The 25,155-nt window shown below is 60.3% G+C and carries 26 protein-coding genes and 4 tRNA genes; 9 read left to right on the top strand and 21 right to left on the bottom strand.

All coding sequences use genetic code 11. The features are described 5' to 3' along the window. Positions 1-20 precede the first annotated feature (20 nt). The gene (locus ACQY47_RS25015; RefSeq protein WP_017138764.1) at positions 21-386 is read right to left on the bottom strand and encodes an SPOR domain-containing protein; all 366 of its coding nucleotides are present in this window, start codon (positions 384-386) and stop codon (positions 21-23) included. A 262-nt stretch (positions 387-648) separates the two neighbouring features. Here ACQY47_RS25015 and csrA point away from each other — a divergent pair, with 262 nt between their 5' ends. The 3 genes from csrA to ACQY47_RS25000 all read left to right on the top strand — a co-directional run bounded on the left by csrA (position 649) and on the right by ACQY47_RS25000 (position 1,707). Next, on the top strand, positions 649-843 hold the full coding sequence (gene csrA / locus ACQY47_RS25010; RefSeq protein ID WP_003192511.1) for a carbon storage regulator CsrA: 195 nt from the start codon (positions 649-651) through the stop codon (positions 841-843). A 209-nt stretch (positions 844-1,052) separates the two neighbouring features. Beyond that, positions 1,053-1,316 carry a hypothetical protein gene (locus tag ACQY47_RS25005; protein WP_017138763.1) on the top strand — a complete coding sequence of 88 codons (264 nt, stop codon included), beginning with the start codon at positions 1,053-1,055 and terminating at the stop codon, positions 1,314-1,316. Positions 1,317-1,410: 94 nt separating this feature from the next. Then, complete coding sequence (locus ACQY47_RS25000) at positions 1,411-1,707, top strand: hypothetical protein (protein WP_017138762.1); 297 nt, start codon at positions 1,411-1,413, stop codon at positions 1,705-1,707. Between the two features lie 19 nt (positions 1,708-1,726). Here the strand turns inward: ACQY47_RS25000 and ACQY47_RS24995 are convergent, their stop codons facing one another. Beyond that, positions 1,727-2,404: an HAD-IA family hydrolase gene (locus tag ACQY47_RS24995; RefSeq protein WP_099549912.1), complete on the bottom strand. Its 678-nt coding sequence runs from the start codon at positions 2,402-2,404 to the stop codon at positions 1,727-1,729. 221 nt (positions 2,405-2,625) lie between these two features. On the opposite strand from ACQY47_RS24995, the gene ACQY47_RS24990 reads away from it, so the two are divergent. From ACQY47_RS24990 to ACQY47_RS24975, 4 genes are all read left to right on the top strand, one after another. Further along, positions 2,626-3,396, top strand: coding sequence for an alpha/beta fold hydrolase (locus ACQY47_RS24990; protein ID WP_428552794.1), 771 nt, complete (start codon positions 2,626-2,628; stop codon positions 3,394-3,396). A gap of 110 nt (positions 3,397-3,506) precedes the next feature. Beyond that, positions 3,507-3,767, top strand: a complete 261-nt coding sequence (locus tag ACQY47_RS24985; protein WP_428552791.1) for a DUF2790 domain-containing protein — start codon at positions 3,507-3,509, stop codon at positions 3,765-3,767. 42 nt (positions 3,768-3,809) lie between these two features. Further along, positions 3,810-4,481 (top strand): heavy metal response regulator transcription factor, encoded by a 672-nt coding sequence (locus ACQY47_RS24980; RefSeq protein ID WP_056861264.1) that lies wholly within the window; start codon positions 3,810-3,812, stop codon positions 4,479-4,481. Next, the gene (locus ACQY47_RS24975) at positions 4,478-5,878 is read left to right on the top strand and encodes a heavy metal sensor histidine kinase (RefSeq protein WP_428552787.1); all 1,401 of its coding nucleotides are present in this window, start codon (positions 4,478-4,480) and stop codon (positions 5,876-5,878) included. The genes ACQY47_RS24980 and ACQY47_RS24975 overlap by 4 nt, the downstream gene beginning before the upstream one ends. A 15-nt stretch (positions 5,879-5,893) precedes the next feature. Here ACQY47_RS24975 and pcp read toward each other — a convergent pair whose 3' ends face one another. The 5 genes from pcp to ACQY47_RS24950 all read right to left on the bottom strand — a co-directional run bounded on the left by pcp (position 5,894) and on the right by ACQY47_RS24950 (position 10,440). Further along, positions 5,894-6,535: a pyroglutamyl-peptidase I gene (pcp, locus tag ACQY47_RS24970; RefSeq protein ID WP_428552784.1), complete on the bottom strand. Its 642-nt coding sequence runs from the start codon at positions 6,533-6,535 to the stop codon at positions 5,894-5,896. A gap of 7 nt (positions 6,536-6,542) precedes the next feature. Next, positions 6,543-7,493, bottom strand: coding sequence for a DUF979 domain-containing protein (locus ACQY47_RS24965; RefSeq protein WP_428552781.1), 951 nt, complete (start codon positions 7,491-7,493; stop codon positions 6,543-6,545). Then, positions 7,490-8,206, bottom strand: coding sequence for a DUF969 domain-containing protein (locus ACQY47_RS24960; protein ID WP_176991853.1), 717 nt, complete (start codon positions 8,204-8,206; stop codon positions 7,490-7,492). The genes ACQY47_RS24965 and ACQY47_RS24960 overlap by 4 nt, the downstream gene beginning before the upstream one ends. A 242-nt stretch (positions 8,207-8,448) precedes the next feature. After that, entirely contained in the window at positions 8,449-8,874 is a 426-nt protein-coding gene (locus tag ACQY47_RS24955) for a GNAT family N-acetyltransferase (RefSeq protein ID WP_017138753.1), read from the bottom strand. A gap of 444 nt (positions 8,875-9,318) precedes the next feature. After that, a complete protein-coding gene (locus ACQY47_RS24950; RefSeq protein WP_428552777.1) occupies positions 9,319-10,440 on the bottom strand; it encodes an NADH:flavin oxidoreductase in 1,122 nt (373 codons plus the stop codon). Positions 10,441-10,539: 99 nt separating this feature from the next. Here ACQY47_RS24950 and ACQY47_RS24945 point away from each other — a divergent pair, with 99 nt between their 5' ends. Continuing rightward, positions 10,540-10,956 (top strand): winged helix-turn-helix transcriptional regulator, encoded by a 417-nt coding sequence (locus ACQY47_RS24945; RefSeq protein WP_017138750.1) that lies wholly within the window; start codon positions 10,540-10,542, stop codon positions 10,954-10,956. A gap of 116 nt (positions 10,957-11,072) precedes the next feature. Here the strand turns inward: ACQY47_RS24945 and ACQY47_RS24940 are convergent. Further along, a tRNA-Val gene (locus tag ACQY47_RS24940) sits at positions 11,073-11,149 on the bottom strand. A 184-nt stretch (positions 11,150-11,333) separates the two neighbouring features. On the opposite strand from ACQY47_RS24940, the gene ACQY47_RS24935 reads away from it, so the two are divergent. Further along, positions 11,334-12,617, top strand: a complete 1,284-nt coding sequence (locus ACQY47_RS24935) for an NAD(P)/FAD-dependent oxidoreductase (protein WP_428552773.1) — start codon at positions 11,334-11,336, stop codon at positions 12,615-12,617. Between the two features lie 230 nt (positions 12,618-12,847). On the opposite strand, the gene ACQY47_RS24930 is transcribed toward ACQY47_RS24935, so the two are convergent. The 13 genes from ACQY47_RS24930 to ACQY47_RS24870 all read right to left on the bottom strand — a co-directional run bounded on the left by ACQY47_RS24930 (position 12,848) and on the right by ACQY47_RS24870 (position 25,128). After that, positions 12,848-12,924 (bottom strand) — tRNA-Asp (locus ACQY47_RS24930). A gap of 105 nt (positions 12,925-13,029) precedes the next feature. Then, a tRNA-Asp gene (locus tag ACQY47_RS24925) sits at positions 13,030-13,106 on the bottom strand. A gap of 55 nt (positions 13,107-13,161) precedes the next feature. Beyond that, positions 13,162-13,237 (bottom strand) — tRNA-Val (locus ACQY47_RS24920). Between the two features lie 107 nt (positions 13,238-13,344). Beyond that, a complete protein-coding gene (locus ACQY47_RS24915) occupies positions 13,345-14,109 on the bottom strand; it encodes an SDR family oxidoreductase (RefSeq protein ID WP_020372699.1) in 765 nt (254 codons plus the stop codon). An 11-nt stretch (positions 14,110-14,120) separates the two neighbouring features. Further along, positions 14,121-15,332: an O-succinylhomoserine sulfhydrylase gene (locus ACQY47_RS24910; protein ID WP_017138747.1), complete on the bottom strand. Its 1,212-nt coding sequence runs from the start codon at positions 15,330-15,332 to the stop codon at positions 14,121-14,123. Positions 15,333-15,397: 65 nt separating this feature from the next. Beyond that, positions 15,398-16,903, bottom strand: a complete 1,506-nt coding sequence (purF, locus tag ACQY47_RS24905; protein ID WP_017138746.1) for an amidophosphoribosyltransferase — start codon at positions 16,901-16,903, stop codon at positions 15,398-15,400. Positions 16,904-16,944: 41 nt separating this feature from the next. Next, positions 16,945-17,502, bottom strand: coding sequence for a CvpA family protein (locus ACQY47_RS24900; RefSeq protein ID WP_428552768.1), 558 nt, complete (start codon positions 17,500-17,502; stop codon positions 16,945-16,947). A 183-nt stretch (positions 17,503-17,685) separates the two neighbouring features. Beyond that, positions 17,686-18,360, bottom strand: coding sequence for an SPOR domain-containing protein (locus ACQY47_RS24895; protein WP_428552765.1), 675 nt, complete (start codon positions 18,358-18,360; stop codon positions 17,686-17,688). Next, positions 18,344-19,651: a bifunctional tetrahydrofolate synthase/dihydrofolate synthase gene (gene folC, locus ACQY47_RS24890; RefSeq protein WP_428552762.1), complete on the bottom strand. Its 1,308-nt coding sequence runs from the start codon at positions 19,649-19,651 to the stop codon at positions 18,344-18,346. Before folC ends, ACQY47_RS24895 begins: the two co-directional genes overlap by 17 nt. Next, positions 19,648-20,568, bottom strand: a complete 921-nt coding sequence (gene accD, locus ACQY47_RS24885; protein ID WP_003234319.1) for an acetyl-CoA carboxylase, carboxyltransferase subunit beta — start codon at positions 20,566-20,568, stop codon at positions 19,648-19,650. Before accD ends, folC begins: the two co-directional genes overlap by 4 nt. Before the next feature lie 245 nt (positions 20,569-20,813). Further along, positions 20,814-21,446: a phosphoribosylanthranilate isomerase gene (locus ACQY47_RS24880; protein WP_017138743.1), complete on the bottom strand. Its 633-nt coding sequence runs from the start codon at positions 21,444-21,446 to the stop codon at positions 20,814-20,816. Between the two features lie 64 nt (positions 21,447-21,510). After that, a complete protein-coding gene (gene truA / locus ACQY47_RS24875; protein ID WP_026013815.1) occupies positions 21,511-22,335 on the bottom strand; it encodes a tRNA pseudouridine(38-40) synthase TruA in 825 nt (274 codons plus the stop codon). 225 nt (positions 22,336-22,560) lie between these two features. Continuing rightward, a complete protein-coding gene (locus tag ACQY47_RS24870; RefSeq protein WP_428552757.1) occupies positions 22,561-25,128 on the bottom strand; it encodes a FimV/HubP family polar landmark protein in 2,568 nt (855 codons plus the stop codon). Positions 25,129-25,155: the final 27 nt, after the last annotated feature.

Raw genomic sequence — 25,155 nt, 5'->3', positions numbered from 1 at the left:
GTTACCGCCCACCCTGCCGGTTATTGCGCAACCTTGTGCTCGATAACCTCTGATTCGGTATCGTTTTTCTTGGCCCGTGCGAGCTTTTCGGTCAGCAGCGCCTGCTTGGCTTCAGCCTCGGCCTTGCTCGCGAACGGGCCTAGATACACCTCGTCCTTGCCGTCTGTTTTGACGATATAGAAGTTGAAACCATGTTCGAGCAACCAGGCAGTCAGGTCGGTGATTGCTTGCAGCTTATGGTCCGGCGGGCCTACCCACACATCCCATTCCTGAGCGGCAATCGCCCCGGTTTGTGGCTGGCTCTCGGTCACGGCAGGCTTGGCCTTGGGGGCGTCAACCGGTTTACCTTCACCGCAACCGGCCAACGCCAACACCGCAATTGCCATCGCTACTTTACGCACTGCCCTGCTCCTTTAAGGATAAAGAGGCAACTTTATCATTCACTGTCTATTCTGGCCGTCATAAACGTTGGCTTAAACAATGCGAATGATGTATCGCAGACCTGTATGATGCCGCCATGGGAATTAATGTCGCCTCTATGCGTCCTAAAAGAGGCAGTCACAGGGAAGCGCTTAGCAGTAAGCTACACACATCCGACACCTGCCCTGTCTGAAACATGTGTCCTTAAAAGTAATCAAGGAGAAGTCCATGCTGATACTCACCCGCAAAGTTGGTGAAAGCATAAACATCGGTGATGACATCACGATCACCATCCTGGGCGTCAGCGGCCAGCAAGTACGAATCGGCATCAACGCCCCCAAGGACGTTGCCGTGCATCGCGAGGAGATCTACCAGCGCATTCAGGCTGGCCTGACAGCTCCGGACAAAAACCAGACTCCTTGACGCCTCACTCAGTAGCCAGCCTTTTCGTTCATTGTGATGGCTGGCGAAAACCCTTCCGCCCACTCGCGCTTCCTGCATGATCGGCGTGCTTTATGCTTTCAGCTACGCTGCAAGATAAAACTGTCTTGGCGACTGGAACTTGTTGCGTAATTCGCGGCCGAATCCACTGACTATAACCCTACCATCAGTGTGCGTTCAGGAGCACGTCGATGAGACCGATTGCAAAACAACCGCTTGCCTCCAAGTCTTGGGGGATCGCCCTGCTGATAGGGCTGGCCTTCGTGGTGCTGGGATATGGCGTGAAGTTCGAGATCGAAACAGTCAGTGACCCCGGCAAGCGTTCGTCGATGGAACTTACACTCTTCTTGTGCGGCTACCTGTTCGTGTTCTGCCTGCAGCCTATCCAGAAAGCCATTTTGCGCAAATTATGCCAGCGCGCCGCGCAACGTGAGCACCCGAAAACCGCACGTTGATGGCGGCTAATCTGCTATTAGATCGCCGGTATTTACAGGTCGGCGGCAGGATCTATGCTTGGGCTTGCACGGTTTCTGAAAGGCATTGACGCAGATGGATACCCTCAGCAAATCTCAAATCGAAGCGGCCCTGGCGGCGCGTTTGCCCAGCTATGCGATCACCTGTACGTTACACGCTGACGGCACCCTTTCCGCCATCCTTAGTGGTCCGGAAACCGACCATTTCGCGATTACCGGCATCGTGCGCGCGCACTACCATGGCCCCGAGGCGATTGCCCGGCTTGCCAATGAAATCCTCAGGGAAATGGTGCTTTCGCGCCAAGGCATCAAGAGCAGCCGACTGCAGGCGCCACCCGACTCGCCTTCCTGCGCACAAAGCCGAGACCAATAACGGGCTCGGCTTTTTCGTTTCAGTCTTCCAGGCGCTGCAAGCGTAACGTGCCCTCTGCATCGCGCAGAACCTGCAGCGGCTGATAGTCGTTAATGCAGGCATGCGCCGTGACGATCGGCGTCAGGTGTGTATTGGTTACAACCAGCACATCCGCGCCGGCCGCCTCCCCGGCGCGAATCCCCACCGAAGCGTCTTCGAACACCAGGCAATCCTGCACCGGCACACCCAGACGCTGGGCGCCCAGCACGTAACAGGCGGGATCGGGCTTGCCGCTGGCAACGTCCTCGGCCGTCACCAGCACGGCCGGGGGCGTAATACCGGCCGCAGCCAGGCGTCGTAGCGCGAGCGCCTTGGGCGCAGACGTGACCAGTGCCCATTGATCGCCAGGCACGCTATTCAGAAACCCGACAGCACCGGGAATCGCCACCACGCCTTCGACGTCGTTGATTTCGGCCTCGGTAATCCACTGTGCTTCAACTTCGGGATCTACCCCTGGCAGCGCCTGGCGGGTAATGGTGTCAATGGCGCGTGCGCCATGAATGGTAGTCAGGAACGCCGCCACCTCCAGACCGTGGCGTTCAGCCCAGATGCTCCACACGCGCTCGGCGGCGGCAATGGAGTTGAGCAGGGTGCCATCCATATCAAACAGGAAGGCGCGGTAACGTTGGGTGAATACGGCTGGACCTCGAATGGACACTGCGTGGCTTCCTCATAGGCGGTAACAAATAATCGGCCCGATGCAATCTACGGGTCACCTCCTCGCTTGTAAACGCCAGCGGTATCTGGCGGCCCCTGCGATTGAATGACAGGTTTGTAATGAGCCTGTAAGGCTTGTCAGCACCCTCGCTTCATACAGTGGCGTCGTCAGTCACCCACACCGGGTGGCACAACTTCCCACTGATGATGAAGGGCCGCACGATGAAACCTGCCAGCAAACTCTGCCTGATCGCCGCCAGCCTGTTGATGCTGGGTACCGGCACCGCCATGGCCGGCACTGTCGCGCCGATCAAGGCCAACAATGTGGTGCTGGTGCACGGGTCCTGGGCTGACGGCTCGAGCTGGTCCGAGGTGATCACGCGCCTGCAGGCCGCCGGGCTGCATGTGACCGCCGTACAAAACCCACTGACTTCGGTGGCCGATGACGTTGCTGCCACCAACCGCGTGCTGGACCAACAGGACGGCCCTACCGTGCTGGTCGGTCACTCCTACGCCGGCACCGTGGTCAGCGACGCCGGGGCGAACCCCAAGGTCAGCTCACTGGTGTATGTGGCCGCCCGTGCACCGGACGCCAACGAAGACTTCGTCGCCCTGTCTGCCAAATACCCCAGCACGCCGGTGCGCGCTGGAGTTGTCGAGCACGACGGTTACCTGACGCTGAACCAGGACGCCTTCCTCAAGTACTTCGCCGCTGACGTGCCGCGCGCCAAAGCCCTGCAGCTGTTCGCCGTACAACAGCCGATCGCCAAGACCCTCTTCAACGGCCGCACGGTGAATGCCGCCTGGCACACCAAGCCGTCCTGGTACGCAGTGTCGAGCAATGACCAGACCATCAACCCGGACCTGGAGCGTTTTCTGGCCAAGCGCATGAACGCGACCACCATCGAACTGCCGTCGAGCCACTTGTCGCTGGTGTCCCACGCCAAGGCAATCACCGACCTGATCCTCGAAGCGTCCGGCCGCCAGCCTTAAACCACGCATTACAAACTTGTCATCATCCTGTTGGCTGGCTGTTTGGGGTGCCTGGTTACTGTGAACTCAATGCCACCCCCGGCAGCCAACCCTTAAAGAGAGCTACTGCCATGAAACTGTTTATCCTGGGCTTTGCCGCTTTGCTTGCTACCGGCTCTGCGTTCGCTGCCGACACAGCCCCTGAAACTAACGTGATCCACGACAAAACCGGCTTCTTCGTGCACCTGGACGTGGCCAAAGTGCTGTCGAGCACCGACACCTACGGCCAATGCGGGATCGTCCCGGCGCAACTCAAATACCTCGACTCCCAAGACCGTGAACACGTGCTGGACTACCAGGTGCAAGGCATCGGTTGCGCCAGTGACAATTGATCCGGCTACACTTGCGCAACGCAGCGAACCAGGGCACTTCCCATGAACATCCTCGTAGTCGAAGACGAACCCAAGGCCGGCAATTACCTGCTCAATGGCCTGCAGGAACTGGGTTACTCGGTGAGCCTTGCCCGCGACGGCGTAGACGGCTTGCACCAGGCGCTGGAAACGCCCTTCGACGTCATCGTGCTGGATGTGATGATGCCGAAAATGGACGGCTGGGAAGTGCTGCGCCGCCTGCGCAAAGAGGCTGACACGCCGGTGCTGTTCCTCACTGCCCGCGATGACATCGCCGACCGCATCAAGGGCCTGGAACTGGGCGCCGACGACTACCTGATCAAGCCCTTCTCCTTCGCCGAACTGGTCGCGCGCTTGCGTACCCTGACGCGTCGCGGCCCGAGTCGCGAAGAAGAGCAACTGCACATCGCCGACCTGCAGATCGACGTGCTCAAGCGCCGCGTCACCCGCAACGGCACGCGCATAACGCTGACCAACAAGGAGTTCGCCCTGCTGCACCTGTTCGCCACGCACCAGGACCAGGTGTTATCACGCTCGATGATTGCTTCGCGGGTCTGGGACATGAACTTTGACAGCGACACCAATGTGGTCGACGTCGCCGTGCGGCGCCTGCGCCTGAAAATCGACGACCCATTCCAGCTCAAATTGATCCACAGCGTGCGGGGCATCGGCTACCGCTTCGACACCCAGCCATGAACCCTCGCCGCCATTATTCGCTGACCCTGCGCCTGGCGCTGATCTTCGCCCTGCTCGCCTTCGCGCTGCTCGCCACCTTGGGCGTTGCGTTGTATCGCGAGCTTGAGCGTGAACTGATCAAGCGTGACGACGCCGCACTGATTTATCGCGCCGACCAGTTGCGCAACCTGCTCAAGGACAGCAATACCCTGGACCTGATCAAGACCAAGCCGGAGCTGTTCCAGAACATGCTGGGCAACAGCGAGTCGGTGCTGAGCATCGCGGCGCCGGGTCAAAAGCCGTTGCTGCTGGTAAACCCGGGCAACATTGCAATGCCAGATGTGCCGCCCGTGCCCACCAACCGTGAACTGGGCTTTGCCGACGTCCACCATTTACCCGGTATCAATGGCGTGCCTTTCGCCACCGTGGCCGCGTCCATCGACTCGGGCGACCTGGGCAGCCTGCAAGTCACCACCGGGCGCCTGATGACCGAACGCACGGCGATGCTCGCCAGCTATCGCTTGAGCGTGTTTATCCTCGCCAGCATCGCCGCGGTCATTCTCGCCATCGTCAGCTACCTGCTGGTGCACCGCGGGCTGGTGCCACTGCGGCGCCTGGCCGTGCACACCCAAGGTATCGGCGTGGGCAACCTGGCCGAACGCCTCGACAGCCACGGCGCGCCCAAAGAGCTGCTGCCAATGATCGACGCCTTCAATACCATGCTTGAACGGTTGGCCAAGGGCTTTGTACAACTGAGCCAGGTATCCACCGACATGGCCCACGAGCTGCGCACGCCGATCAACAACTTGCTGGGGGAAACCCAGGTCGCCCTGCAACAGAGCCGTAATGTGGAGAGCTACCAGCAACTGCTGGCGTCCAATGTCGAAGAACTCGAACGCTTGGCACGAATGCTCGACAACATGCTGTTCCTCGCCCGTACCGACCCGGCCAGCGCACTGCGCCAACGCCAGGAACTGAGTGCGGCGGATGAAGTGGAGCGTATAGCCGACTACTTCGAAGGGTTGGCGAGCGATGTGGATATTCACATTCAGGCCGAGGGCGAAGGCCTGATCTGGGCCGAGCCGATGCTGTTGCGCCGCGCCTTGGCAAATTTGTGTGCAAACGCCATCAAGTACGGCGCACCCCGTTCGCAGTTGCTGATTCAGGCCATTCCAGACGCCGAGGGCATCAACTTGCGCGTCAGCAACCAGGGGCAGACCATTCCCGCCGAGCATTTGCCGCGCCTGTTCGAGCGTTTTTACCGGGTGGATGAGTCACGGGAACGCTCGGCCCAGTCCAATGGGCTGGGGCTGTCGATTGTGGCGACCATCATGCAGCTGCATAACGGCCACTACCGGGTCACAAGTGAGGCCGGAGTGACCTGTTTTGAGTTGTTTTTCCCCAGACGCGAAGCCTGAACACCGCGAGCCGGGTCAACTGACCTGGCCACCGGCCTGCACCACATCAACCGGTGTGTCCCATGCCACCTGCACCGCCAGGCGCAAGCCTTCTAAGGTTGTCACCAATGGCATCGATGCCAGCCCAGTCCCCACCACCTGCTCCGGCAAGTTCGGCACATGGATGAACCCACTGCGAACGTCCGTGCCGGCCAGCGCGTGCTGCAACAGATAAAACACCTGATTACACACAAACGTACCCGCCGTCTGCGAAACCGCCGCAGGCACCCCGGCCTCGCGCAACGCCTTGACCATGGCCTTGATCGGCAATGTGCTGAAGTACGCCACCGGCCCGTCGATCACCACGGGCGTATCGACAGGTTGCTCACCCAGGTTGTCCGGGATGCGCGCATCGTTAACGTTGATCGCCACCCGCTCCATGGAAATGCTGCTGCGTCCAGGCCCGAGGCCCGTAGCGATCACCATCGCCGGGCGCAATTGCGTGAGCCACTCAGCCAGGCACTCCCCCACCAAGGCAAATGCACAGGGCAGTCGGCGCGCAACAATCTGCACACCCTCACCCAAAAGCATCCCATCCAACTGGCGCACGGCTTCCCAGGACGGGTTGACCGGGTCTTGATCAAAGGGCTCGAAGCCCATCAACAGTAACGTTTGCATCCTGGCCTCACATCAACAGGTAAAGCAGCACAATATTGACCACCAGCATCATCAATGCCGTGGGCAATTGCGCCTTGATGACCGCGTTCTTGTCGGGCAACTCCAGCAAGGCTGCCGGAACTATATTGAAGTTGGCCGCCATCGGCGTCATCAACGTGCCGCAATAGCCGGAGAACATGCCAATCGCCGCCATTACCGCCGGGTTGCCGCCGTAGATGCCCACCAGCACCGGCACGCCGACACCGCCGGTCATCACCGGGAACGCCGCAAAACCATTGCCCATGATCACGGTAAACAGCGCCATGCCCAATACATACACCATCACCGCCACCAGCTTGAAATCCAGGTTGATATAGGTGGTGGTGACATGGGCAACCGCGGTGCCGACCCCGGCTTCATTGAACAGCAAGCCGAGCATGGCGAGCATTTGCGGCAGCACCATGGCCCAGCCCAAGGCTTCGGTCAGGCGCCGGGATTCACGCAGGGCTTGCACCGGTGTGTCGCGGGTCAACCAACAGGCCAGGCCGAGGGCGATCAGGCAACCGATGCCCAAGGAGACAAAAGTGGTGTTTTTCGGGTCCAGCAATGGCACGCCACCGATTTCGGTGTGCTTGAGCAATACCGAGCCAATCACGGTGGTCAGCGGAATGGCCAATGCCGGGATAAACAGCTTGTGGCCAAGCCGACCGGCACTGGCGCGGGCAGACTTGTCATGCAACTGGGCATGCACACCGCGCCCCACGCCACCCAAACCTGCGATCAGCGCCATCACCACTACGCCAACGCCGATAACCACCGGCGGCAAACGCTCCCCGACCAGGAACGGAATGGCAAACAGCAACCAGAATGCCGCGCTGGACCAGCGCTTGGGATGGGTACGATCCAGCAGGATCATGCCTGCGGTAATCAACAGCAGAATGCCGGCAAGCCAGTACAGGTACTCAATCGAGATAATCATTGCGCAGACTCCACCGGCGTCGCGACGGGCGTCATCTCGCGAGTAAGTCTTCGGTCGAACCGGTGCAGGCGAATCGCGTGGATGATAAACGCACAAATCGCCGTCGGAATGCCCCACACCGCAATGTGTAAAGGCTCTACATCAATTCCCGAACCGAGCAGGAAGGTGTGCATCAGCGCAATCGCACCAAAGGCGACAAAAATGTCTTCGCCGAAAAACAGGCCGACGTTGTCGGTCGCCGCACACATCGCCAACACCTTGTGGCGCACCTTGTCCGGCAGCTTGCCGTAGCGTTTTTCCGCTGCGCCTTCGGCCATCGGTGCCAACAGCGGGCGCACCATCTGCGGATGCCCGCCCAGGCTGGTGAGGCCCATGGCGGCCGTGGACTCGCGCACAAATAGATACATGATCAACAAGCGCCCCACCGTGGCGCGCTCGAAGCGGGCGATCCAGTTCTGCGCATGCAGGCGCAGGCCATGGCGCTCCAGCAGGCCAATGACGGCCAGGGGCAGCAACAGGATCAATTGCAGGGCGCGGGTCTGAAGGAAGCCTTCACCCATGCTGGCGAGGATTTTTTCCAGCGGGAAGTGGGCGGCAAGCCCCGTGGCGATGGCTGCGGCGGTCACCACCAGCAACGGATTGAAGCGCAGGACAAAGCCAACCACGATGACAAGTACGCCGATCAACGGCCATAGGTTCACAACAGTTTGCATGACGATTAAGTCCTAGAATGCGCGCTGCGGCGCCATGACGGCAGGATGTGAACAAAGGGTTCACAGCATGAAAGTGGCGTGCAGCCCGACGTGGTTTTTTATTGTTGACCTGGGAGGTCGAGCGTCAGTGGCGGCAACTGTGCTGCTTGGGGGCGGGAGGTGTCCAACAAGAAAAATTGTTGCTGCAAACCAATAAATTTTGTCGGTGATGGGCGCCGGGTGGCCCGGCGCTTTGAGGGAGTTCAGCTCAAGCGCTTGTGGAAAAAATGGCGTTTATGGCCCGGCGGGAAATCAGCAATGTGGCCAAATTCAGTGAAGCCCTGTTTGCGATAAAACCCGGGCGCCTGGAAGCTGAAAGTGTCCAGCCAGATGCCCTCGCAACCGCGTTCACGGGCCAGGTCTTCAGCCGCACGCATCAATCGCGTGCCCGTGCCTTGGGTGCGCATCTGGTCGGGAATGCTCAACAGTTCAATGAACAACCACCCGAAGGAAATCTCCCCGTAAAGACCGCCCACTACTTCTTGAGAAGCGGGATCACGCAGCAAAATACCGACCGTTTCGGACGGCATCTGGCCGGTGTGGCTGCGGTTGAAAGCCCGCAGCGGCTTGAGAATGGCCTCGCGCTCCTGCGCCGTCACGTCGAACGATACTTCCATTGCCAATTCCATTACGGACTCCATGGGTTGAATTCAATCGTTCCTCAGTATGCCTTGGGCGCACCAAACCTGAGTGGATCTGCGCCAGTTTCATTAACCCAGCGGCGCTCAATCACCTTAAGTCGTCTCGACAGCATGGATCTCGTTCCAGACCTATACTCAATACAGTGTTGCGCGGTCCTGCGCAGCGCTCAGCGCAGTATTGCCGATGGAGGCAGCCGCTATGTACGCCGGACAAACGAGTATGGCGACAACAAATGGTGAGATACGGTGCCAGATGTTTGCACAGATTATCTGCCTGTTATCGGTGGCTACGCTGTTCTGCTAGCAGTTCTCAGCGCAGTAACCCGCAAAGCGGTATGGGCAGGTATTGCCAAAATTCCAGCCAAAAAAAGAGCCCACCTTTCGGTGAGCCCTTCAACACTCAAGGTTTTGCACGTGTCAGAAGTGTGAGACTCAGGCCAACTCGGCCAAATCTTTTACGTCAAAAGGCTTCAAGTCGGCCGAATCGCCCGATCGAATTTTCCTCACCCACTGCGCGTCACTCAGCAGTGCTCGCCCAACAGCGATCAAGTCGAACTCCTCTTTCTCCAATCGCTGCACCAAATTGTCGATCGCTGCCGGTTGGGAGCTTTCGCCGCTGAAGGCGCCGAGGAAGTCGCCGGACAACCCCACAGAGCCGACACTGATAGTCGCAGCGCCCGTCAGTTTTTTGGCCCAGCCGGCAAAGTTCAGACCCTGCTCGCCGTCCAGTTCCGGGAACTCGGCTTCCCAGAAGCGCCGTTGAGAGCAATGCAAAACGTCCACACCGGCCTCCACCAGCGGCACCAGCCAATCGGACATGCTTTCAGGCGTCGTAGCCAATCGGGCGCTGTAATCCTGCTGCTTCCACTGACTCAGACGCAGAATGACCGGGAAATCCGGCCCTACGGCTGCGCGTATGGCCTTGACCACTTCCGCCGCGAACAGTGAGCGCTCCTTGATCGTTGCGCCGTTGAAGTGGTCGGAGCGTTCATTCGTACCTGTCCAGAAAAACTGGTCCAGCAGGTATCCGTGGGCACCGTGTATTTCGACGGTATCAAACCCCAGCCGCTTGGCGTCAGCAGCGGCCTTGGCGAACGCCGCAATGGTGTCGGCAATCGCCTCATCATTCATGGCCTGCCCCAGTGGTTTTTGAGGACCGGCAAGCCCCGACGGGCTCTCAAACCCACCGGCGGGCGCCCAGTCTTCCTGGAAACTGGGCGCGGCCCCGACGTGCCAGATCTGCGGCCCCATTTTGCCACCGGCGCGATGAACACCATCGATTACTGCTTTCCAGCCTGCGAGTGATTCATCGCCATGGAAAAACGGAATCCGCGACATATTACGAGCGCCCGGACGATCCACCACAGTCCCCTCAGACAGAATCAACCCGACCTGGTTTTCCGCACGCTTACGGTAATAAGCGGCGATTTGTTCGTCAGGCACACCGCCCTTGGCGAAAGCGCGCGTCATAGGCGCCATTACAATTCGATTCTTCAGGGTCAAAGACTTGATCGTGAACGTCTGAAATAGAGAGTCGAGATTCGTAGAACTCATTGAGAGATGCTCCGAGCAAAAGGAAACTCCATGGTATAAGGTGTATACCTAATATCAATAAGGCACTTAAAAGTGCTCAGATATACCCGAGGAAACTACATGCAGGAAAAAGCTATTCAGGCGTTGGGGCAAAACGAGAACCCTCCAGTCGTCTACGCCGCTGATTGCACCAGCCGGATACTGCTCGATCAGATCGCGGACAAATGGTCCGTATTGATACTGGCAACGCTCTGTAAAAGCCCGCTGCGCTTCAATGAAATCAAACGTCGACTCGACGGCATTACGCAAAAAGCGCTCACGCAAAGCCTGCGTCGCCTGGAGCGCAATGGCATTTTGTCGCGCCGCGTCATTCCCTCTTCTCAAGTCGCCGTCGAGTACAGCGTTACGGACCTGGGGCATACGCTGGAAGAGCCATTTCGTGCGTTATACAGGTGGACGCTCCAACATTCTGAAGCTGTGATGAACGCCCAGGCGGCATTCGATAAGCTTGCCGAAGAGCAGCAGCACGACGGGTAAAAGCATAACGATGGCGGCGGGAGTGTTGATAAGGAAGTTTTACAAATCCCAGACAACAAAAAAGGGCCCACCTTTCGGTGAGCCCTTCCAGACCGCCCAGCAGAGCGGATTTTGTTTGGTAGGCGCGATTGGACTCGAACCAACGACCCCCACCATGTCAAGGTGGTGCTCTAACCAACTGAGCTACGTGCCTGCTGTGAGGCGGCATTCTACGGAATTCCGAAGGGGTGTCAACATCTTTTTTGCAGCTAACCCTATGAATATGCGAATTTTTTATTTGTGAAAGGCATGCCCGGGGTTTTCGGGTGGCTGGCAGGCAATTTTCAACTCAGGTAGGATCGGCGCACTCGTAAAAAATATAAAACAGAGGTTCCAGGATGGCGAACACCCCCTACCCCCAGTCGTATTACGCCGCGTCCGCGAATGCGGTTCCGCCACGCCCGGTGCTGCAAGGTGAAGTCGAAACCGATGTCTGCGTGATTGGCGCCGGTTATACCGGCCTGTCCAGCGCGCTGTTTCTGCTGGAGAACGGTTTTCGCGTGACGGTGCTGGAAGCCGCCAAGGTCGGCTTTGGCGCCTCGGGCCGCAATGGTGGGCAGATCGTCAACAGCTATAGCCGCGACATCGACGTGATTGAACGCAGCGTTGGCCCCAAGCAGGCGCAGTTGCTGGGGCAGATGGCGTTTGAGGGCGGCAGGATCATTCGTGAGCGCGTGGCCAAGTACCAGATCCAGTGCGACTTGAAGGACGGCGGTGTGTTCGCTGCACTCAACAGCAAGCACATGGGCCACCTGGAGTCGCAGCAGCGCCTGTGGGAGCGCTACGGCCATACGCAGCTTGAGTTGCTGGATGAGCGCCGCATCCGCGAAGTGGTGGCCTGTGACAACTATGTCGGCGGCCTGCTGGACATGAGCGGCGGCCATATTCACCAGCTCAACCTGGCACTGGGCGAAGCAGCGGCGGTAGAGTCCCTGGGCGGCACGATTTACGAGCAGTCTGCGGCGGTGCGCATCGAGCGCGGCGCCAACCCTGTGGTACACACCGCCGAGGGCAAGGTCAGGGCCAAGTTCATCATCGTCGCGGGCAATGCCTACCTCGGCAACCTGGTGCCGGAGCTGGCGGCCAAGTCGATGCCGTGCGGCACCCAGGTCATCACCACCGCGCCGCTGGGCGATGAACTGGCCAAGACCTTGCTGCCGCAGGACTACTGCGTCGAGGACTGCAACTACTTGCTGGACTACTACCGCCTCACCAGTGACAAACGCCTGATCTTCGGCGGTGGCGTGGTGTATGGCGCGCGCGACCCGGCCAACATCGAAGCGATCATCCGCCCGAAGATGCTCAAGGCCTTCCCACAGCTCAAGGATGTGAAGATCGATTACGCCTGGACCGGCAATTTCCTGCTGACCCTGTCGCGCCTGCCACAGGTGGGTCGCCTGGGCGACAACATCTATTACTCCCAGGGCTGCAGTGGCCACGGCGTGACGTACACGCACCTGGCGGGCAAGGTGCTGGCAGAAGCGTTGAGAGGCCAGGCAGAGCGTTTTGATGCGTTTGCCGACCTGCCGCACTACCCGTTCCCGGGCGGGCAACTGTTGCGCACACCGTTTGCGGCGATGGGCGCCTGGTATTACGGGCTGCGGGATAAGCTGGGGTTCTGATTGCGATAGCTGGCTGCCGACGATGGCCATACCTTGGACCGAGGTGTAGCTATCGCAGGCAAGCCAGCTCCCACATTGACCAGTGGCAGCTTCAGAAGAAGCTCAACCCAAAATATCAAATCGCAGACACAAAAAACCCCGGTCTTTCGACCAGGGTCTTTGCTATCGGATCAAAGCAGCTTAACACTTGCTTTGTGCTCCAAGGCGTTCAGTGGGCCTTGGGGCAGATATGGCGCAGCGGACGGGACTCGAACCCGCGACCCCCGGCGTGACAGGCCGGTATTCTAACCGACTGAACTACCGCTGCGTATCGCTTGACCAGTTGAGCCTAAACCCTCAACTGTCTTTAAACGTCTGACTGATCAGCCTAAGCCTTTCAATCTCAAACCCGACAAATCGGACCTGGAAAATATGGCGCAGCGGACGGGACTCGAACCCGCGACCCCCGGCGTGACAGGCCGGTATTCTAACCGACTGAACTACCGCTGCGCGTCGGTGCAACCTTTAACGTTGCGTCTTGCCCGAAGGCAAAACTCTCAAGAAGTGGTGGGTGATGACGGGATCGAACCGCCGACCCTCTGCTTGTAAGGCAGATGCTCTCCCAGCTGAGCTAATCACCCTTTGCTTCGTTGAGGCCGCGAAATTTACGCAGGTAGCAGACCTAAGTCAATAGCCTGCTTGAAGTTTTTCTGAAAAAGACAAAATTGCTTCAAGGCGGCTACCCGCCCTACTCGCTGTAAATCATCTTCTTGCTCATGCCGCCGTCGACCACAAACTCTTGGCCAGTGACAAACCCTGCCTGACGCGACAGCAGCCACGCCACCATCGCCGCCACGTCCTCAACCGTGCCCACCCTGCCCGCCGGATGCTGGGCATGATCGGCATCGGTCAAAGGCTCGGCACGCCGCGCCGCTGGATCACGCGCATCGATCCAGCCAGGGCTGACGGCATTGACCCGCACCTCCGGCCCAAGACTTATGGCCAGCGCGTGAGTCAGGGCCAGCAGCCCGCCCTTGCTCGCCGCGTAGGCCTCGGTGTCGGGCTCCGATTGACGCGCGCGGGTCGAGGCCAGGTTGACGATCGCGCCGCCATGGGCACGCAGGTACGGTGCACAGTGCTTGGCCAGCAGCATCGGCCCGCTGAGGTTCACCGCCAGCACGCGGTTCCAGTACGCCAGGTCGAGGCTTTCGAGGGTGATATTGCGCGGGTCGGCCACGGCGGCGTTGCACACCAACGCGTCCAGGCGACCGAACTGACCGAGCACTTCGGCAACGCCCTGGGCGACCTGCTTCTCGTCGGCCACGTCCATGCTGATAAACCAGGCGTTGTCACCCAGCACCTTGGACACCTTGGAGCCGCGCTCGCGGTCCAGGTCGGTCAACACCACCTGCCAGCCTTCGCTGATCAGCCATGCCGCGATGCCGAGGCCAATGCCTCGGGCGGCGCCCGTCACCAGCGCAACACGGCCGTTACCGGCCGCTGCTGTTTCCATGGACCACTCGATCACAAGGCAGCCAGCCCGCGAGCCAGGTCAGCTTGCAGGTCGGCTACGTCTTCCAGGCCCACTGCAATGCGGATCAGGCTGTCACGGATGCCGGCCGCTTCACGCTCCTGTGGCGCCAGGCGCCCGTGGGAGGTCGTGCTGGGGTGGGTGATGGTGGTCTTGCTGTCACCCAGGTTGGCCGTGATGGAGATCAGGCGCGTTGCGTCGATAAAGCGCCAGGCGCCGTCTTTGCCGCCTTTTACTTCAAAGCTCACCACCGCGCCGAAACCACGCTGCTGACGCTGGGCCAACGCGTGTTGCGGGTGGCTCTTGAGACCGGCGTAATGGACTTTCTCAATCCCGTCCTGCTGCTCCAGCCACTCGGCCAGGGCCTGGGCATTGGCGCAATGGGCCTTCATACGCAGGCTGAGGGTCTCCAGGCCTTTGAGGAAGATCCACGCATTGAACGGGCTCAGAGTCGGCCCGGCGGTGCGCAAGAAACCCACCACTTCCTTCATCTGCTCGCTGCGGCCGGCGACTACGCCGCCCATGCAACGGCCCTGGCCGTCGATGAACTTGGTGGCAGAGTGCACAACAATGTCCGCGCCCAGCTTCAACGGCTGTTGCAGCGCCGGCGTGCAGAAGCAGTTGTCGACCACCAGCATCGCGCCCTTGGCGTGGGCCACTTCGGACAACGCGGCGATATCCACCAACTCGGCCAGCGGATTGGACGGCGACTCGACGAACAGCAGCTTGGTGTTGGCCTTGATCGCCGCATCCCAGCCGGACAGATCCGCCAGGGGCACGTAGTCCACTTCGATGCCGAAGCGCTTGAAGTACTTCTCGAACAGGCTGATGGTGGAGCCGAACACACTGCGCGACACCAGCACATGGTCGCCAGCACTGCACAGGCTCATCACCACTGCCAGAATCGCAGCCATACCGGTCGCCGTGGCCACCGCCTGCTCAGCGCCTTCCAGGGCCGCGATACGCTCTTCGAACGCACGCACGGTCGGGTTGGTGTAACGCGAGTAAACGTTGCCCGGCACTTCACCGGCAAAGCGCGCAGCCGCGTCGGCAGCGGTGCGGAATACATAGCTGGAGGTGAAGAACATCGGGTCACCGTGCTCACCTTCCGGGGTGCGGTGCTGACCGGCGCGCACAGCCAGGGTATCGAAAGCTACGCCATCGAGGTCGCTGTCCAACCGACCGGCATCCCATTCCTGACTCATGCTGCGACTCCTTACTCAATACTCTATTTAAGATACAAAACCGGCCCCTCAGGGCCGGTGTTTACTCAGTTGTTGTACAGATCGATGATCGCACTGACCGCCTGGGTCTTGATCTTCGACGAGTCGTTACGCGCCTGCTCGATCTTGTTCAGGTAGGCCTCGTCGACATCACCGGTCACGTACTTGCCGTCGAACACGGCGCAGTCAAACTCGGCGATCTTGATCTTGCCACCACCGACCGCCTCGATCAGGTCTGGCAGGTCCTGATAGATCAACCAGTCGGCACCGATCAGGTCGGCCACATCCTGGGTCGAACGGTTGTGGGCGATCAGCTCGTGGGCGCTCGGCATGTCGATACCGTACACGTTCGGGTAACGCACGGCAGGCGCGGCGGAGCAGAAGTACACGTTCTTCGCACCGGCTTCGCGGGCCATCTGGATGATCTGCTTGCAGGTGGTGCCGCGCACGATGGAGTCGTCGACCAGCATCACGTTCTTGCCGCGGAATTCCAGCTCAATGGCGTTGAGCTTCTGGCGCACCGACTTCTTGCGCGCCGCCTGGCCAGGCATGATGAAGGTACGGCCGATATAACGGTTCTTGACGAAACCTTCGCGGAACTTGACGCCCAAGTGGTTGGCCAACTCCAGCGCAGCGGTACGGCTGGTGTCCGGGATCGGGATCACCACGTCGATATCGTGCTCAGGACGCTCGCGCAGGATTTTCTCGGCCAGCTTCTCGCCCATGCGCAGGCGCGCCTTGTACACCGAAACACCGTCGATGATCGAGTCCGGACGCGCCAGGTAGACGTGTTCGAAGATGCACGGAGTGAGTTTCGGCGCAATCGCGCACTGACGGGTGTGCAGCTTGCCGTCTTCGGTGATGTATACGGCTTCGCCCGGCGCAAGGTCGCGGATCAGGGTGAAGCCGAGCACGTCCAGGGACACGCTTTCGGACGCGATCATGTACTCGACGCCTTCGTCGGTGTGACGCTGGCCGAACACGATCGGGCGAATGCCGTGCGGGTCACGGAAACCGACGATGCCATAACCGGTGATCATTGCGACGACGGCATAACCACCGACACAACGGTTGTGCACGTCGGTCACGGCAGCGAATACATCTTCTTCGGTCGGCTGCAACTTGCCGCGCTGGGCCAGCTCATGTGCGAACACGTTGAGCAGCACTTCCGAGTCGGAGTTGGTGTTGACGTGGCGCAGGTCAGATTCGTAAATCTCCTTGGCCAGCTGTTCAACGTTGGTCAGGTTACCGTTGTGCGCCAGGGTGATGCCGTAAGGCGAGTTGACGTAAAACGGTTGAGCTTCGGCCGAGGTCGAGCTACCGGCAGTCGGGTAACGCACATGGCCAATGCCCATATGCCCGACGAGGCGCTGCATGTGACGCTGATGGAACACGTCACGCACCAGGCCATTGTCCTTGCGCAGGAATAACCGGCCGTCGTGGCTGGTCACAATACCGGCAGCGTCCTGGCCGCGGTGCTGGAGGACGGTTAGCGCGTCATACAGCGCCTGATTGACGTTCGACTTACCGACGATACCGACGATGCCACACATGCGACGCAACCCCTACTTAATGAATCTTGACTGAACACTACTTACTGAGGCGTTTTGGCCGGCAAGAGGTGTTCCTTGAACGGAAGATCAGCGGGTACGCTGATTCCGCTGGCCAGCCACTGACTGCTCCACCCCAATATGAGGTTCTTGGACCAATCTGCAACCAATAGAAATTTTGGCACGAGTACCGACTCCTGCCACCACGAATCCTGCTGTACCGGCCCCAGGCTCAACAGCCCGACCGCCACAACCACCAGCAAGCCGCCACGTGCGGCGCCGAAGGCCATGCCGAGAAATCGATCGGTCCCGGAGAGGCCGGTGACACGTATCAACTCGCCAATAAGATAATTGACCATTGCCCCCACCAACAGCGTGGCGATGAACATGATGGCGCAGCCCGCAATGACGCGAGCCGAAGGTGTTTCGATATACCCGACCAGGTAAACCGACAGTGAACCACCGAACATCCAGGCTACAACCCCTGCGATGATCCAGGTCAGCAACGACAGTGCTTCTTTTACGAAGCCGCGGCTTAGACTGATCAAAGCGGAGATGGCGACGATTGCTACGATCGCCCAATCAACCCAGGTAAATGGCACAGTGCAGCCTACGTACGGATAAGGCGGCGCATTTTAGCAGAGCGCTGGGCTATCGGTAAGCTGTGATTGTGGGTGCTTTGCAAATCAATGGGTTGAGCAATCTCAAGACCACCCAAAAACAATGTGGGAGCTGGCTCCCACAAAAGCCAGCTCCCACATTTGGCCTGCATTCCAACCCTTTACTCAGCCGCGCTCAGGCTGGAACCGCACCACAAACCCATTCAGGTTCTGCTGTCGCCCCAGCAGGTCACGCAGGCGGTCCGCTTCGGCGCGCTCGATCAGCGGCCCGATAAATACGCGATTTTTGCCGTCGGCACTGCGGATATAGGCGTTATACCCCTGGGCACGCAACTTTTTCTGCAAGGCATCGGCGCTTTCACGGTTGGCCAGGCTGGCGAGCTGGATCGACCAACTGATCGGCAGACCATTCGGGTCGATACGGCTTTGACCGACATCCGGCTTGCCCGGCGCGGCAGGTTGTGGCGCTACCGGCTTGGGCGCAGGAGCTGGCGCAGCAGGTTTGGCGGCCACCACCGGGGCCGCTGGAGGCGACGCCGGCTTGACCACCGGCACACTCTGTTGCACCGGCACTGCTGGCGCCGCTGGAGCCGTTTGCGCAGCCACCTCATCATCGCTCGGCACCGGTTCTTCAGGCAGCGTCTGCGGCTCAGGCACCACCACAGGCTCCACCTGAACTTGCGGCATCGCTGGCGCCTGTGGCGCTGCCGGTGCCTCGACCACGACCTGGCGCTGTTCGTCCTGGCGCGAAAACAGCATCGGCAGGAAAATCACCGCCAACGCCACCAATACCAGGGCTCCGACCATTCGCTGCTTGTATGCGCTATCCAGTAATGCCATGTGCAGCTTCCTCCGTGGAGCGCCGGGCCAACCACTCAAGCGCCTCGGCAACACAATAAAATGATCCGAACAACAGAATCTCGTCCTCGGCCGTCGCCACCGCACATTGCGCCTCAAGCGCTGCAGTGACGCTTGTATACGACGCCGCCGACGCACCAAGGTTCTGCAATGCCACTTGCAGTTCGGCAGCCGGGCGACTGCGCGGCGTGTCCAGCGGCGCTACCGCCCAAGCCTGGACATTGCCGAGTAACGGCGCAACCACACCGTCCAGATCCTTGTCAGCCAACAGCCCGAACACCGCCAGGCGACGACCGGCAGGTGGCGTGCGTGACAGACGTTGCGCCAGGTACTCGGCGGCGTGCGGGTTGTGCCCCACATCCAGCAGCAGGTTCAAACGCTTGCCTTCCCACTTGAATGTGCGGCGATCCAGGCGCCCCACCACACGAGTAGCCAGCAACGTGGCAGCAATCTGCTCGGGACTCCACGGCAGATCCATCAACAGGTACGCTTGCAGCGCCAGCGCGGCGTTTTCCATCGGCAGGTTCAGCAGCGGCAAATCCCGCAGCTCTACCACCTGGGCACGCGCATCACACCCGCGCCACTGCCAATGCTGGTCGCCAACTTCGAGATTGAATTCGCGGCCGCGCAGGTAAAATGGGCAATCCAGCTCGCGCACCTTGTCCAGCAAAGGCTGCGGCGGGTTCAGGTCACCACACAGCGCCGGCTTGCCTTGGCGGAAGATCCCGGCCTTTTCATAAGACACCGACTCGCGAGTGTTGCCCAGATAGTCCGCATGGTCGACACCAATGCTGGTTACCAGCGCGATATCGGCGTCCACCACGTTAACGGTATCCAGACGCCCGCCAAGCCCGACTTCCAGCACGACCACATCCAACTGCGCACGCTCGAACAGCCAGAAAGCCGCCAAGGTGCCCATTTCGAAGTAGGTCAGGGAAATTTCGCCACGGCCGGCATCCAGTGCAGCGAAGGCTTCGCAAAGCTGCGCGTCAGTGGCTTCGATGCCATTGAGCTGCACCCGCTCGTTATAACGCAGCAGGTGCGGAGAATTGTAGACGCCTACTTTAAGCCCTTGGGCTTGCAGCAGCGCCGCGACAAAGGCACAGGTAGAGCCTTTGCCGTTGGTGCCGGTCACCGTGATTACACGCGGCGCCGGGCGGCCCAACCCGAGGCGGGCCGCTACCTGTTGCGAGCGCTCCAGGCCCATGTCGATGGCTGACGGATGCAACTGCTCAAGGTAAGCGAGCCATTCGCCCAAGGTACGTTGGGTCATAGGTTTGCTGGCACCGGCGGAACAACGATAGGTTCGATTTTAGGTGCGACGTACACAGGCGTCGGCAAGCCCATCATTTGCGCCAGCAGGTTACCCAGGCGTGGGCGCAGTTCACCGCGCGGGATGATCAGGTCGATCGCACCATGCTCCAGCAGGAACTCGCTGCGCTGGAAGCCTTCCGGCAGCTTTTCACGTACGGTCTGCTCGATCACGCGCGGGCCGGCAAAGCCGATCAGTGCTTTGGGCTCACCGACGATCACGTCACCCAGCATCGCCAGGCTGGCGGAAACACCGCCGTAAACCGGGTCAGTCAGTACCGAGATGAACGGGATGCCTTCTTCACGCAGACGTGCCAGTACCGCAGAGGTCTTGGCCATTTGCATCAAGGAGATCAGCGCTTCCTGCATGCGCGCACCACCAGAGGCAGCGAAGCAGATCATCGGGCAACGATTTTCCAGCGCGTAGTTGGCGGCACGTACAAAACGCTCGCCGACGATGGCACCCATGGAACCGCCCATGAAGGAAAATTCGAACGCGGACACTACCACCGGCATACCCAGCAGCTTGCCGCTGACCGAAATCAGCGCGTCTTTTTCGCCGGTCTGCTTCTGCGCTGCGGTCAAGCGGTCCTTGTACTTCTTGCCGTCGCGGAACTTGAGACGGTCAACCGGCTCCAGGTCTGCGCCCAGCTCGTTACGGCCGTCGGCATCAAGGAAGATGTCGATGCGCGCACGGGCGCCGATACGCATATGGTGGTTGCACTTGGGGCAAACGTCCAGGGTCTTTTCCAGCTCCGGGCGGTACAGCACCGCGTCGCAGGATGGGCACTTGTGCCACAGACCTTCAGGAACCGAGCTTTTCTTCACCTCGGACCGCATGATCGAAGGGATCAGTTTGTCTACTAACCAGTTGCTCATGCTTTCTTTCTCCAGTACCGGTGGCTTGAACACAGCCCCGCGTATGCCCTTGAGCTAAATTCATATGTGGCGATGACACAGGCTGGACGGGGTCAGACGTTCGACCGGCCATTTCCCGCCTGTATCCTCAGCCTTCCAGACAACCTGCCAACGCAGGGTTGCCACTTCATTTCCGGGCCTCCCGCAGGCGGCGCCGGTGCTGTTCTACACAGTGGTAGTTATGGACGGCGGCAGACTGCCAGCCGTCACATCGCGCCACTGCTGTTGCGCACGGCCTGCATGAATGCGCGAATCTTGTGGTGATCCTTGATGCCCTTGCCCTGCTCCACTCCGCCGCTGACGTCCACCGCATAAGGCCGGACCTGCTCGATGGCCGCCGCGACATTCGCGGGATTGAGCCCTCCAGCGAGGATGATCGGCTTGCTCAAGCCTTCGGGAATCAGCGTCCAGTCGAACGCCTCACCCGTGCCGCCGGGCACGCCTTCGACATAGGTATCCAGCAAAATGCCGCGAGCGCCAGTATAGGCGGCGCACGCAGCAGCAATGTCATCCCCGGCCTTGACGCGTAGCGCCTTGATGTACGGGCGCTGGTAGCTTTCGCATTCATCGGGGCTTTCGTCACCGTGAAATTGCAGCATATCCAACGGCACGGCATCCAGGGTTTCGTTGAGTTCGCAACGGCTGGCGTTGACGAACAGCCCCACGGTGGTCACGAATGGCGGCAGCGCAGCGATAATCGCCCGCGCCTGCAACACATTCACCGCGCGCGGGCTCTTGGCATAAAACACGAAACCGATGGCATCCGCCCCCGCTTCGACTGCCGCCAGCGCGTCTTCTATGCGGGTAATCCCGCAAATCTTGCTGCGAACGGCTGGCATGTCGTGGAAACCTCAGGGGTTGGGCCGAGAAAGTCCCGGATGGTAACAAAAGCGCTTGCAGGCGTCAGCCGTCAAGTTCGCTGAAACCTGTGAGGAAATGTGGACCGATAAAGCGCTGCGGCAATTCAAACTCGTCGCGGTACTCCACATCCACCAGGTACAAGCCGAACGGGTGCGCCGTGACACCGCCGGTGCGGCGGACGCGGCTCTCCAGCACTTCCCGCGCCCACTCCACCGGGCGCTCGCCAGTACCGATGGTCATCAGCACACCGGCAATATTGCGCACCATGTGGTGCAGGAAAGCACCGGCGCGGATATCCAGCACGATCATCTTGCCGTGACGGGTCACGCGCAGGTGATGGACTTCCTTGATGGGCGACTTGGCTTGGCATTGCCCCGCACGGAAGGCGCTGAAATCATGCACGCCGACCAGATGCTGGGCGGCCTCGGCCATACGTTCGGCATCCAGCGGGCGGTGGTTCCAGGTGATTTCCTGATTCAGGTGCGCCGGGCGGATCTGATCGTTGTAGATCACATAGCGGTAGCGCCGGGCAATGGCCTTGAAGCGCGCATGAAAATGCGCAGGCATGACCTTGGCCCAAGTCACGCTGACGTCATGGGGCAAATTGATATTAGCGCCCATCACCCAGGCTTTCAGCGTGCGCTCGGCCTGGGTGTCAAAGTGCACCACCTGGCCACAGGCATGCACACCGGCATCGGTACGCCCGGCACACATCAGCGAGACCGGCGAATCCGCCACCTTCGACAACGCGTTTTCGAGGGTTTCCTGCACAGTCAGCACACCTGAAGCCTGGCGCTGCCAGCCGCGATAGCGCGAACCTTTGTATTCCACGCCCAAGGCGATGCGGTTAAAGCCTGCGGCCGCCATTTCGGCAGCCGCGTTATCTATATTTGCCAAGAACTGAGAGCCCGATGAGTTGCGCGAAGGCGCGCATTATAAAGGCGCTGGAGGGATGCGGGGCGCTTTTGTTGTGTGGGAGCTGGCTTGCCTGTGATACAGGCACCTCGGTCTACAGTTGAGACCCGGTTGACGCCATCGCAGGCAAGCCAGCTCCCACACAAACCAGCTCCCACAGGGGGTTTGTATCAATTGTTAGATTTTGCCGAGCATTTCCTTGGCTTCACCGCGCTGCTCTTCACTGCCCTCGGTCAGCACTTCATTGAGGATGTCCTTTGCGCCATCCGCATCGCCCATGTCGATGTAAGCCTGGGCCAAGTCCAGCTTGGTGGCGACCTCGTCGGTGCCGGAAAGGAAGTCAAATTCCGGCTCATCAGCGCCCAACGCCGCGTCTTCAGCAGTGAAGGAAGGCTCGATCGGCGGATGCTCGAGGCTCGAAGACAGGCGATCGAGTTCTGCGTTGACGTCATCGAGCTGCGAGGCGAATGCATCAGGTTTGGCAACGGCCGGGGCTTGCGGCTCGTCCGCCAGGGACAGATCGAAGTCCTCCGGCAGGTCAAAATCGTCCAGCGCAGCCGGCTTGAGGGTCGGCGGCTCAACAGCCGGCACGTCCTTCATTTGATCTTCCAGGCCCGACAGGAAGTCGTCATCGGCCTGCGAAGACGGAGCCTCAAGCTGCAAGTCCAGGTCGAAGTCCGACAGGTCATCAGGGCTGGCCTTGGCTTCGGTCTGCTGTTGCAGCACCGACTCAAAGCTCGGCGCGTCTTTCGGGCTGACTACGGTGGGTGACGCCGCTTCCAGGTCATCCAGACTCAGGTCGAAATCGGTGTCGAACGCCTCAGGCTCCGGGGCAGGCGCGACGGGCTTGTCTTCGAGCAAGTCCTTGACGTATTGAGCATCCAGGGCCGCCGCTGCCACCGCAGCACTGACGCCCGCCGCCAACACGGCCATGGCCGGGAAGCGGTTTTTGAGCTGCTCGACCTGGGCATGGTTTTCACCATTGGCCACCAGTTGACGCTCCTGGGTGACGAAACCGTCCTTGTCGCCTTGCAGGCCATAGACTTCCATCAACTTCAGGCGCAGGTCGCTGCGCTTGGGTTCGCGCTTGATCGCCTGCTCCAGCACATCGGCGGCCTGGTTCAGGTGGCCACGGTCGATATGGGATTGCGCTTGCGCCAGTGCATCACTGGAGTTTTCCGGGGCGACGGCAACGGCCAAAGGCGCCAGCACGGAGGCGACCGATGGCACCACCACAGGCTCAGCAACCGCCGCCGGCGCAGGAGCAGCAGCCAATTTAACGTTCGGCGCTGCCACCTCAAGGCCTTCGAAGCTGTCCGCAGGCAGATCGTGATCCACATTTGGCGTAAATGCCGGTTCTTCGGCCAGCGCGCGTGCCATGCGCAGGTGCTTTTCCTCTTCGAGGCGCGCATTTCGATGGCGCGCCCACAGCAGCAGAAGCAACAACACCAGCAAGCCAGCCGCGCCACCGATTACACCAAGGACGATCGGATTGGTCAGCAGCTCGTTGAACTTGCCTTCGTTGGTGGCAGGCGTGTCCTGCGCCTTGATTGGCTCAGGCGCGGGTGCTGCGGCAACGGGCGCCGCCTCAGCGGGTGCAGGCGTTGGCGTAGCTTCAGTTGCCAATTGAGCCGGCATCGCCGCTGTCGCCTGCGCCGCCGGCTCAGGGTTACCGGCCTGCAACCTGGCGAGTTGATCGTTTTTCAGTTGAATCAGTTTTTGCAGCTTGTCCAGTTGGCTTTGCAGGTCGGCCGCACGGCTTTTGAGCTCTTCATTGTCGCGACGGGTGGTGTCCAGCTGCTCCTGGGTCATCGCCAGTTTATCGCTCACCGCTCGGTTATCACCGGTCTTGCCCTTTGCGCCTTTTTTTGCCGACTCCGCCGAGACCAGGCTCAAGTTGTCCTTGGCCGTGGTGCTCGACGGCGCATTGCCCGCCTGGGTGCGCTTGGTCGCGTCCAGCTGTTGCTTGCCCGCCACCGGGTTACTGGCTGCGCGACGACCTGCGCGCCAGGCAGCATTTTGCGCAGTCACTTCGGCAATCGCCTCGGGCTGCGGCAAGCTGGTGGCTTGCTGGCGGTCCGGCAGGCGCAGGACCTGGCCGGTTTTCAGGCGATTGATGTTGCCGTCGACAAAGGCATCAGGATTAAGCGCCTGGATGGCCAGCATGGTTTGCTGCACCGACGCACCGTTGCGATTCTTTTCGGCAATTTCCCACAAGGTGTCGTGAGAGGTCGTGGTGTGTTGAGCGGATTTGCTGGCGGTCTTCGCCGGGCTGGCGGCCGCAGTGCTGGCCGGTGCGCTCAAGCGCGGCGCGGGCGCGTTGGCGGTCGGCGCCGGCTGCTCGAACTTGGCAGGGTCGAGCAACACACTGTAGTCGCGCATCAAGCGGCCATTGGGCCACTGCACCTGCAGCAGGAAACGTACGTAGGAATCGGGCAGCGGCTTGCTGGAGGTGACGCGCACCACACTGCGGCCGCTGGGGTTGACCACCGGGGTAAACGTCAGGTCATTGAGAAACGCCTGGCGGTCAACGCCTGCATCGACAAACGCCTGGTCGGAGGCCAGGCTCGGGGTGATCTCGGCAGCCGTGAGGCCGCCCACGTCGAGCAATTCGATTTCCACCGACAACGGCTGGTTCAGCTTCGATTTGAGGGTCATCTCCCCAAGTTGCAGCGCCTGCGCCATACCGGAGGACAGCGCCGAGGCGGCCGCTATTGCTAACACCAGTTTGCGAACTTGAACCATAGCCTCATCCTTTGTCTGAACACTCCC

This window comes from Pseudomonas edaphica (assembly GCF_965277385.1).
GTDB lineage: Bacteria > Pseudomonadota > Gammaproteobacteria > Pseudomonadales > Pseudomonadaceae > Aquipseudomonas > Aquipseudomonas edaphica.
Note: the sequence above shows the minus strand (reverse complement) of the source record. Positions and strands in the feature narration are given on the sequence as shown.